Source organism: Actinophytocola sp. (assembly GCF_036402745.1).
GTDB lineage: Bacteria > Actinomycetota > Actinomycetes > Mycobacteriales > Pseudonocardiaceae > Actinophytocola.
The window spans coordinates 1-10,854 of sequence record NZ_DASWSJ010000096.1 but is presented as its reverse complement, the minus strand read 5'-3'; the positions used below and the strand labels follow the sequence as shown (position 1 = coordinate 10,854).

Here is a 10,854-nt window from a genome sequence, read left to right as displayed (position 1 = left end):
GGTCCCGGCCGGTCCTTGAGCGGCAACAATCTCTCCCACGGACTCGCCGCCGGAGGAGTCCGCCCTGGCTCCGGAGCCTGACCAAGCCCGGCGCGGAACCGGCGGGCGGACCTCGAGCGTTGAGCCAGCGGAACCCGCACTGCGCCACTGCGCCCGAGGTGCGGAGAGGAGCAGGATGCGCAGGGCCATCCCGCGGCACGAGCCGGCTCCCGATCCGTGGCCGGCGCCGGTGGGGAGCCAAGCCTGGCGGTCGGCGGCCCTACCCCGCACGACCGTCATCCGGCCCGCCTCACCGGAGCCGGGGTACGTACATCCGCCGGTTCCCGGCGACCCATTGCTCCAGAGGCGTCCGGTGCTTCCACCGGCGGCCGGCCCGCGCCTGCACCGGCGGCGACGCCTGCTGGTGCGCCTCGTGGTCGCCTTCCTGGCCCTGCAGCTGGTCGTTGCAACGTTCATCGGGAGCCTGCGGTGGTGGGCTCCCCCGCGGACGGCGTTCATGCTGGAGAGCGGCGAGCCGGTCGTGTACCAGTACGCGTCCCTGGACCACGTCAGCCGCTACCTCATCGCCGCGGTGATCGCGCACGAGGACCAGCAACTCGGCACGCGCAGCGGAGCCTTCTCGGTGTCCCAGCTCCGCTCACGGACCTGGGCCTACGTCACCGGGCAGCCCGACCCGGCCGGCTCCACGATCCCGCAGCAACTGGCCAAGAACATCTTCCTCTGGCCGCACCAGGACCCCGCCCGCAAGGCGATCGAGGCTGCGCTGGCCAGCGAGATGAGCTGGAGCCTGCCGCCTCAACGGCTGATGGAGCTCTACGTCAACTACGCGCAGTTCGGGACCGGCCTGTACGGGATCTGCGCAGCCAGCTGGTACTACTTCGGCGAACCGCCCTGGAGCATGACCCAGTACCAGGCCGATCAGCTGATGGGCGTCCTGCCCGACCCGGACCGCGTCCGGCGGGCAGCGGGCGGAGGTCTCGACCTGGGGCCGCAGGCCGACCCGCAGGCGGTGGACCTCATCAACGGCGCCGCCAATGTGCACGTGCCCACGGAGCTCGAGGGCATGGGCGGCTGGCAGGCCGCGGTGGCCACCATCGGCATCCACGACACCGCGGCGACGCATGCAGCCGGCGCGTCATCCGCCGACGCCTGCTCGACCATGCCCCAGTCGGTCGCCCAGCGGCTCGCCCAATCATGACCGGCGGGTGAGAACCGCGACGCAGCTGCCCACCAGGCGCCTCCCCGTGGAGACCGTTGCGTCCTTCGAAGCCGCCGCTCCGGGAGACCAGGGCAGGGTGTCCGGTTCGTCAGTTGGCTGTGGCCAGATCCAGCACGAATGCCCGCTCCTCCGGCCCGAACCACGGCGGCGACCCGGCGGCGGCGTTCTCCCGCAGCCGGTCGGGATGGGCGGTGGCGGCCAGGGAGACGTGGACGCGCGGGTCGCTGAGGCCCCACTTGAGAAGGGCCTGCACCCAGCTGGTGACACCGAAGGGACGCAGCGGCGCCAGCTCGGCCGGGCTGGGCTGTCGGCGCACGAGCCGCCCCTCGCCGAGCGGGCGCATGAGCAGGACGCCGAGGCCGAGCTCGTCGGCAAGCGGCAGGATCGTGTGCTCGACCTCGCGCTGCAGCGGGTTGTAGGGCACCTGGACGGTGTCGATGCGGCCGGTGGCCATGAGCTCTGCCAGTTCGGGAAAGGCAGACGCCGAGTAGTGGGTGGCACCGATCAGACCGACCAGCCCCTGATCCCGCGCGGCCTCGAGCATCGGGAGGTGCTCGGGCCAGGCCACGAGATTGTGGATCTGCATGAGGTCGACGCGGCCGCCGTACCAGTCCGCGGCGCGGGCGAGCTGTGCGACGCCCTCCTCCGGGGACGGGGTCCAGACCTTGTCGGCGACGACGACCTGGTCGCGCGTGCCCTCGAGCGCCTCGGCGAGCAGGCGCTCGGCGGCGCCGTACATGGGTGAGGTGTCGACGAGCCGGATGCCGGCCGCGATGGCGGTGTCGATGAGCTCGCGGTGCCGGCCGGCGGCAGCGGCGGCCTCGAGCCGCTGCCAGGTGCCGAGCCCGACCACCGGCACGCTGACCCGGCCGCCGCCCAGGCTCCGGTTCTCCATGTCGGCCCCTTCGCTCGGTGGGTTCCCCAACGTCTGATGCTCCCCGCGGCCCCGATGGTTACCAGCCGCAGGTCAGCACATGGTCGAGGGTGTCGACGAAGAAGTCGGCCGACTCCCGCGTCATGCACATCGGTGGCTTGACCTTCAGCATCGATTGCCACTCGCCGGTCGGTTGCACCACCACGCCGAGTTCGAGCATCCGCTGGCAGATCGCGGCGGTCTCCTCGGTCGCCGGTTCCAGGGTTCCCCGGTCGCGGACCAACTCCACCCCGAGGTACAGCCCTCGGCCGTGCACCGTGCCGATGAGCGGGTGGCGCTCCGCCAGCTCCTGCAGGCGCCGGCGGAAGTGCTCGCCGACGACCCGGGTGTTCTCCTGCAGCCTGTCCTCCCGCAGGGCATCGAGCACGGCCAGGCCGACGACGCTGGAGACGGGACTGCCGCCGGTGGAGGAGAAGAAGTACCCCTGGTTGCGGTAGGCCTCCGCGATGCGGCGGGAGGTGATGACGGCGCCGAGCGGGTGCCCGTTCCCCATCGCCTTGGCCACGGTGACGATGTCCGGGACGACGTCCTGCTGCTCGAAACCCCAGAACCACTCCCCCAGGCGCCCGTACCCGACCTGGACCTCATCGGCGATGGCGAGCCCGCCGTGCCGACGGACCGCGCCGTACACGGCACCCAGGTAGCCGTGGGGCAGGACCATCCCTCCGGCGGTGCCGTAGACGGGCTCGGCGATGAAGGCCGCGGGTGTGTCCCCGGAGGCAGCCAGCGCGTCGATCCGCGCGACCGCCTCCGGGGCGTAGCGGTCGGCATGCTCACCACGGTGCAGGCCCCGGTAGGGGTTGGGTGAGTCCAGCGTGTGCACCCACGCGGGTCGGGTGCCGACGGCATGGGGGTTGTCGGCGCTCGAGGTCGACACGGCATCGGAGACGTACGTCCACCCGTGGTAGGCCTCGCCGACGGCCACGAGGTCGCGATGCCCGGTCGTGGCCAGGGCGATGCGGAGCGCCAGGTCGTTGGCCTCTGACCCCGAGTTGACCAGGAAGACGGTGTCGAGAGGTTCCGGCAGCAGAGCGACGAGCCGCTCGGAGAACTCCACGACGGCGGAGTAGTGGAATCGGGAATTGGTGTTCAGCCGCCGCAGCTGGCGGGACACGGCGTCGGCCACGCCCAGGTGGCCGTGCCCGAGCACGGCGACGTTGTTGACGGCGTCGAGGTAGACCCGCCCGTCGGTGTCGACGAGATGCTCGCGCCAGCCGCGCTCGATGCGCGGCGGCGCGGAGTAGTAGTGCTCCTGGAGGGTCGCGAAGGAGGCCGCGCGGCGCGCCAGGAGGTTCCCCGCTGGATCGTTCCCGAGCTCCGGCGCCCCCAGCAGGGCGCTGGGGTCGGCGACGACGGCCAGCCACCCCGGCAGCATCTGCGCCGAGACGAAGGACGGCACCTCCTCGACGTCCCCCTCCCCGACCGAGCGCACGGTGATGCGGCAACGGGTCCGCGCCGGAACGGTCATGAGCGCGTCACCCCGACGCACGGCGGCGCCGTCCCGTGCCCGCGGTGTCCTCAAGGTGCTGCGGAGCGACAGCTCGACCCCATGGCCGCGGAGCCGACAGCCGCCGTCCTCCACGGTGCCGTCCCACGGCGCCCGCAGGGTCACCTCGCGGTTCCACCAGGCGTCGACGCCCGTCGCGACGTTCTCGGGAGGGCTCGCCGACAGCGGCACGGCCCGGGTCAGGCGGCCCTGGCCGAAGGCGGTGACCACGGCTACCGCCCCCGCGTCCAGCGCCTCGCCGGCCAGGCGTTCCTCGATGTCCGGGAGCTGCCACGCACCGCCGTCGAGGGCGTCGGCGGTCGACGACAGATCCAGCACCTCGAGGCTCTCGCCGGCGGCGAGCGGCTCCACGAGCAGACCGGCGTCGGACGGCGGCTGCGCCGGCGCGACCGGCAGCCCGAGGTGGGCGCGCACCAGCGCGGTCATCACGTCGGAGGGCGCCGAGGAGGCGACGTCGAAGATCCGCTGCTCGCGCTCCATGTTCCCGGAGACGTAGTCGTTGGCGGCATCGAGAGCGACCTGCTGGTGGCCGCTGGCCACCAGCACCGCGCCGCGCAGGACGACCAAGGGCCACAGCGCCTCGATCTCGGCGTCGGACAGCGGGCGCTCCGCGTGGAAGGCCGCGACCGCAGGCAACACCGTGGCGGGGCCGGCACCGTCGTGGTGGAGCAGGGAGGACACCGTGACAGCCAGCTCACCCACGGTCCAGCTCCTGGTGAGGTCGCCCAGGTCGATGACGCCGTCCGGGAGCCGGACGCCGTCAGCGTCGGCACAGACGACGTTGTCGTCGGTCAGGTCGCCGTGGATGGCCTGATGGGGCAACTGCGCCGCCACGGCCTGCAGGCCGCCCCACTGGATCCGCGTCGCCTCCTGCACCCGTGCGCGCAGGCCGTCGTCCGGGATGCACGGGGCAAGCAGGGTGACCACCCGTTCGGCGTGCTGCAGATCCCACTGCAGGACGCGGTGCAGTGCGGGGTGGACGAATTCGCCCAGCGCTGCCACCACCCGACCGGCCAGCCGGCCCAGCGCCGCGACCGTTCGCGGGGAGAGGTGGCCCGAGCCGCTCAGCGTGCCGCCCGGGAGGTAGCGCAGCACCCGTGCCACCACGTCGACGCCCGACGGCAGGGTGAGCGTCCGGGAACCGGTGTCGGAACCGGCGGCATCGGAGGGCGGCACCGTGGTCGCCACGCGCAGACCCTCCACCCGCTGGGCCAGGAGCTCGGCCGCGGCGCTCTGGGCGGCGATGTCGGCCGGGCCGAAGGCACCGTTGCTGACCTTCAGGACGCCGACGACGCCGTCGTCAGGATCCGCCGCGGTCAGCAGGAAGTTGGCGTCCTGCTGACTGCCCAGCGAGCGCGCCCGCACACGGAGCCCGAAGTGCTCGGCGGCGATCGCCGCGGCCGCCTGCTCCTCCAGGACCGGCGCCGGCAACGCGCCGGCGGTGAAGAAGTCGAACGACGGCATCGAAGCCTCCGGGGGTGAGAGTGCGGTCGGTGCAACCGGGAGCCCAGGACGCGCGACGTCCCCTGCGCCGCGAGCCCGCGGAGCAGGGGACGTCGCAGGGGGCACTAGACAGGTTCGGGCGTGTCCACGGCCTCGTGAGCCGAGGTGGGCGCCGGGGACGCCGTCTCGAGTTCGGCGAAGGTCTCCAGCGGCCGGGTCTTGTAGTACGCGACACCCTTGAACCAGAACCACGCCATGGGAATGAGCCCCAGCGCCAGCGCCCCGATGCCGACGACCTTGGTACTGGTGTCCAGCGTGGGCAGCGCCTCGACGAAGATCCAGAACATGAAGACCGCACCGAGCAGCGGCCAGACCCCGATGAAGATCAGGTTGGACACCGACTTGAACAGCACCTTGCGGTAGGCCAGCACGACGGCGACCCCGGCCAGGCCGTAGTAGATGGCGATCTGCAGGCCGAGCGCGCTGATGGCGGCAGTGAGCACGTCCGCCACCGAGCCGAGCAGGTTCGAGACGGCGAACAGGACCAGCGACACGACGGCGACGACCACCGTGGCGAACACCGGGGTCTGGCGGATCGGGTGCACCCGGCCGAAGGCGGCGGGCACCGTGTTGTCCCGGCCCATGGCGAACAGCGAGCGGCTGACCTGGATCAGCGTCGTCTCCAGGGTGGCGATCGTGGAGAGCATGACCGCGATGATCAGCAGCTTGCCGCCGGGCCCCGGCAGGATGACGTCGCCGAGGCGGGCCAGCACGTTGCCGGTGTCGCCCTCGATCTCCGCCGGCGTCAGCAGCATGTTCGTGAGGATCGTGTAGATCTCGAACAGCACGAACACGAAGAGGACGCCGACCAGCCCGCCGAGCCCGGCACGGCGGCCGCGCCCCTCGGTCTCCTCGTTGAGGTTGGCCGTGACGTCCCAGCCCCAGAAGTAGAAGGCCGCGATGAGCGCGCCGGCCGCGAAGCCGCTCATGCCGCCGAACCCGTCCAGCCCGAACCACGACCACGAGAAGTCGGCGCCGGCGCGGTCGCCACCGAGGCTGGCGAGTCCGAGGACGGCGAAGGCGAGCAACAGCACGACCTCGACGCCGGTCATGATCCACTGCGCTCTGGCGGTTACCGTCACCCCGGCTATGACCAGCCCGACCATGAGCAGGAACCACACGGCCCCGACGATCGTGGCCAGCGCCGTGTTGTTCGCCAGGCTGTCGCTGAACAGCGAGAGGGTCAACTGCCCGGCGGGCAACGACCCGGCGACCATGAAGATCGTCGCCGAGACGACCAGGGCCCAGCCGCTGAGGAAGCCAAGAGCCGGGTGCAGCGCCCGGCCGACCCAGGAGTAGCTGGCGCCGGCGTTGACGTCGGCGCGGCCCAGATAGTTGAACGCCCAGGCGATGCCGAGCATCGGGATCGCGCTGTACAGCAGCGCCGCGGGACTGGCCGGGCCCACGGTGCTGATCAGCACGGCGGTCGTGGCGGCGATGGAGTATGCCGGTGCGTTCCCGGCGACCGCCATGACGACCGAGTCGAACCCGCTGAGGGCTCCTTGTCGCAGGCCGCGCTCGCTACTGGTCATTCACATCTCCTGGGGCAGGGGCCGCGTCTTCTCAGCCCGACACAACGGATCAGGACAGAGCGGTGGTGAGTTCGGTGGACGTAAGTCCGTGTGCCTCCGCGACGGGAGCGGAGACGACCTGGCCACCGGTGACGTTGACGCCCGCGGCCAGCGCGGGATCCCGCCGCACGGCCGCCGCCCAGCCCGAGTCGGCGATGGCCGAGACGTAGGGCAGGGTGACGTTGGTGAGCGCGTAGGTGCTGGTGTGCGGCACAGCCCCCGGCATGTTCGCCACGCAGTAGAAGACCGACTGACCGACGCGGTACGTGGGGTCCGAGTGCGTCGTCGGCCGGCTGGACTCGAAGCAGCCGCCCTGGTCGATGGCGATGTCGACCAGCACGCTGCCGGGCTTCATCCGCGCCACCAGGTCGTCGCTGACCAGGACCGGCGCCTTCGCGCCCGGCACCAGCACGGCGCCGATGACCAGGTCGGCGTCCTCGACGGCGCGCTCCACCTCGTAGGCGTTGGAGGCGACCGTCTGCATGTGCCCCTGGTAGATGCGGTCCGCCGCACGCAGCCGCTCGATGTTCGTGTCCAGCAGCAGCACCTCGGCCTGCATACCGAGCGCGATGGCCGCAGCGTTCATCCCCGCGACACCGGCGCCGAGGACGACGACCTTGGCCGCGTACACGCCCGAGACGCCTCCGACGAGAACTCCGCGCCCGCCGGCTCCGCGCATGAGGGTCGCGGCCCCGACCTGGGGAGCCAGGCGTCCCGCGACCTCGCTCATGGGCGCGAGCAGCGGCAGGGAGCGGTCGGGCAGCTGGACCGTCTCGTAGGCGATGGCCGTGGTGCCCGAGGACGCCAGCGCCTGGGTCAGCGGCCGGTCCGCAGCCAGGTGCAGGTAGGTGAACAGCACCAGGTCGCGGCGCAGCAGCGGGTACTCGGCCGGGACGGGCTCCTTCACCTTCAGGAGCAGCTCGGCCTGTCCCCACACCTCCTCGGCGCTGTCGAGGATCTTCGCGCCGGCCGCGGCGTAGTCGCCGTCCGGCAGCGAGGAGCCGAGCCCGGCGCCCGCCTGGACGAACACCTCGTGACCACGGCCGACCAGCTCGTGCACACCGGCGGGCGTGATCGCCACGCGGTACTCGTTGTCCTTGACCTCGGTGGGGATACCGACGCGCATGTGACATTCCTGTTCAGGACGTGCGCCACGCGGGCGCTGGGAAACGGGCTGGGGCAGGCGGCGGCTACAGGACCTGCCACGCCTCCTGCAGCACGCCGCGGAGGATCTGCTCGATCTCGTCGAAATGGCTCTGGTCGCAGATCAGCGGCGGCGCCAGCTGCACGACGGGGTCGCCACGGTCGTCGGCGCGGCAGTACAGCCCCGCCTCGAACAGCGCCCGCGACAGGAATCCACGCAGCAGCCGCTCCGACTCGTCGCCGGTGAACGTCTCCCGGGTGTTCTTGTCCTTGACGAGCTCGATGCCGTAGAAGTAGCCGTCTCCGCGGACGTCACCGACGATCGGCAGGTCGAGCAGCTTCTCCAGCGTCGCGCGGAAGCCGGCCTCGTTGTCGAGGACGTTCTGGTTGAGCTGCTCGCGGTCGAAGATGTCGAGGTTGGCCAGCGCGACGGCGGCCGAGACCGGGTGGCCACCGAAGGTGTAGCCGTGGGCGAACGTGTTCGTGCCCTGGAGGAAAGGCTCCATGATCCGGTCGCTGGCGATCATCGCGCCGATCGGCGAATAGCCGGAGGTCATGCCCTTGGCGCAGGTGATGATGTCGGGCTGGAAGCCATAGCGCTGGGCGCCGAAGGCGTGGCCCAGCCGGCCGAAGGCGCAGATCACCTCGTCGGAGACCAGCAGGACGTCGTACCGGTCGCAGATCTCGCGGACCCGCTGGAAGTACCCGGGGGGCGGCGGGAAGCAGCCGCCTGAGTTCTGCACCGGCTCGAGGAAGACCGCGGCGACGGTATCCGGGCCCTCGTTCTCGATGGCGATCGCGATCTGGTCGGCCGCCCATTGGCCGAAGCGCTCGAGGTCGTCACCGTGTTCAGGGGCGCGGTAGAAGTTGGTGTTGGCCGTCTTGAAGGCGCCGGGCACCAGCGGCTCGAAAGCCTCCTTGGCCGCCGGGATACCCGTGATGGACAGTGCCCCGTGGGTGGTCCCGTGGTACGCGACCGACCGGCTGATCACCTTGTGCTTGAGCGGCTTGCCGATGAGCTTGAAGTACTGCTTGGCGACCTTCCACGCGGTCTCGACGGCTTCCCCGCCGCCGGTGGTGAAGAAGACCCGGTTGAGGTCGCCAGGGGCCAGGTGCGCGATTCGCTCGGCCAGTTCGACGGCCCGGGGATGCGCGTAGGACCACAGGGGGAAGAAGGCCAGTTCCTCGGCCTGGCGCGCCGCTGCCTGCGCCAGTTCCCGGCGTCCGTGACCGGCCTGGACCACGAAGAGCCCCGACAGCCCGTCGAGGTAGCGGCGGCCCTGCTCGTCCCAGATGTAGGCGCCCTCACCACGCACGATCACCGGTACCTGGGCGGATTCGCCGTACGTGGAGTGACGGGTGAAGTGCATCCACAGGTTGTCCTGGGCGCGCTTGCCATAGGGGCCGGCCTGCGGCTCCGTCGGCGACTGCGGCGTGATCGTCATGTTCGGGTCCCTTGCTGTGCGGGTGCGGTGCGGGGTGCCGGGCAACGAGTGCCAGCTGCTGTGGGCTGGGCCACCGGTTCCCTGCGCCAGCGGACGGTACAGGTTGTGTGTCTATCGATCCACTGTTTCCGTTGAATTACGGCATCGGTTCGATCAGATCCGTTGACATCACGCGGCGATACCGGTCGAATCGTTATCGTCGTTCCATCGCCCGGAAGAGGGATCCCTGTGAGCAAGCACCCCGAGCTGCGCAACTTCGTCGGCGGCGAGCACGTCGACACCGCGGAGGGACGCCGGGCGGATCTGGTGGATCCGAGCAGCGGTGAGGTGTTCGGGTCGGCTCCGGTGTCCGGGGCGGAGGACGTCGACGGCGCCTACGCGGCCGCGGCGGCCGCCTTCGAGACCTGGCGTGACACCACCCCGGCCGAGCGGCAGCGGGCCCTGCTGCGGTTCGCCGACGCCGTCGAGGAGCACGCCGAGGAACTGGTGGCGCTGGAGAGCCAGAACACCGGCAAGCCGCTGGGGCTGACCGCCTCGGAGGAGATCCCGCCGATGGTCGACCAGATCCGGTTCTTCGCCGGTGCCGCCCGCACCCTGGAGGGGAAAGCGGCCGCCGAGTACATGGCCGGGCACACCAGCTGGATCCGCCGTGAGCCGATCGGGGTGGTCGGACAGGTCACGCCCTGGAACTACCCGATGATGATGGCCATCTGGAAGCTCGCCCCGGCGATCGCGGCCGGCAACACCGTCGTCCTCAAGCCCAGCGACACCACCCCGGTCACCACCCTGCGGCTGGCCGAGCTCGCCGCAGACATCCTGCCGCCCGGCGTCCTCAACGTCGTCTGCGGGGACCGCGACACCGGCCGCGCCCTGGTGGAGCACCGGACCCCCCAGCTGGTGGCGATCACCGGCTCGGTGCGCGCCGGCATGCAGGTCGCGGAGTCCGCCGCGCGCGGCCTCAAGCGGCTGCACCTCGAGCTCGGCGGGAAGGCCCCGGTCGTGGTGTTCGACGACGCCGACCTCGAGGCAGCCGCCGAGGCGATCGCCGTGGCCGGCTACTTCACCGCCGGGCAGGACTGCACCGCCGCCACCCGCGTGCTCGTCGCACCGCGCATCCACGACGACTTCGTCGCCGCGCTGAGCGAACAGGCGCGGAAGACGACCACCACCTACGCGAACGGCCCCGGCGACGCCGACGCCCTCGTGCCCCCGGTGAACAACGCCAACCAGCTCGCGCACGTCACCGGATTCCTCGACCGGGCACCGGACCACGCCCAGATCACCGCCGGTGGCCACCGCCAGGGCGACCGGGGCTTCTACGTCGAGCCCACCGTCGTCGCCGGCCTGCGCCAGACCGACGAACTGGTGCAGCGGGAGATCTTCGGACCGGTCATCACCGTGCAGCGGTTCACCGACGAGGACGAGGCCGTGCGCTGGGCCAACGGCGTCGAGCTCGGACTGGCCTCCAGCGTCTGGACCCGCGACTTCGGCCGGGCCATGCGGATGACCAAGCGCCTCGACTTCGGCACCGT

Annotated in this window: 7 protein-coding genes; 2 read left to right on the top strand and 5 right to left on the bottom strand. The window is 71.4% G+C overall.

Features of this window, described 5'->3' with window-relative positions; translation table 11 throughout:
• The first annotated feature begins 352 nt into the window (after nt 1–352).
• Nucleotides 353–1,198, top strand: a complete 846-nt coding sequence (locus tag VGD70_RS09455) for a transglycosylase domain-containing protein (protein ID WP_331080187.1) — start codon at nt 353–355, stop codon at nt 1,196–1,198.
• A gap of 109 nt (nt 1,199–1,307) precedes the next feature.
• On the opposite strand, the gene VGD70_RS09450 is transcribed toward VGD70_RS09455, so the two are convergent.
• The 5 genes from VGD70_RS09450 to VGD70_RS09430 form a co-directional block, all read right to left on the bottom strand.
• Nucleotides 1,308–2,114 (bottom strand): aldo/keto reductase, encoded by an 807-nt coding sequence (locus VGD70_RS09450; protein ID WP_331080185.1) that lies wholly within the window; start codon nt 2,112–2,114, stop codon nt 1,308–1,310.
• A 58-nt stretch (nt 2,115–2,172) separates the two neighbouring features.
• Complete coding sequence (locus VGD70_RS09445) at nt 2,173–5,124, bottom strand: aminotransferase (RefSeq protein WP_331080183.1); 2,952 nt, start codon at nt 5,122–5,124, stop codon at nt 2,173–2,175.
• A gap of 104 nt (nt 5,125–5,228) precedes the next feature.
• Complete coding sequence (locus tag VGD70_RS09440; RefSeq protein WP_331080182.1) at nt 5,229–6,695, bottom strand: APC family permease; 1,467 nt, start codon at nt 6,693–6,695, stop codon at nt 5,229–5,231.
• A gap of 49 nt (nt 6,696–6,744) precedes the next feature.
• Nucleotides 6,745–7,860 carry an alanine dehydrogenase gene (gene ald, locus VGD70_RS09435; protein ID WP_331080180.1) on the bottom strand — a complete coding sequence of 372 codons (1,116 nt, stop codon included), beginning with the start codon at nt 7,858–7,860 and terminating at the stop codon, nt 6,745–6,747.
• A 64-nt stretch (nt 7,861–7,924) separates the two neighbouring features.
• The gene (locus VGD70_RS09430) at nt 7,925–9,322 is read right to left on the bottom strand and encodes an aspartate aminotransferase family protein (protein ID WP_331080178.1); all 1,398 of its coding nucleotides are present in this window, start codon (nt 9,320–9,322) and stop codon (nt 7,925–7,927) included.
• 228 nt (nt 9,323–9,550) lie between these two features.
• Here VGD70_RS09430 and VGD70_RS09425 point away from each other — a divergent pair.
• A partial coding sequence (locus tag VGD70_RS09425; protein ID WP_331080176.1) for an aldehyde dehydrogenase family protein occupies nt 9,551–10,854 on the top strand: 1,304 nt, incomplete at its 3' end.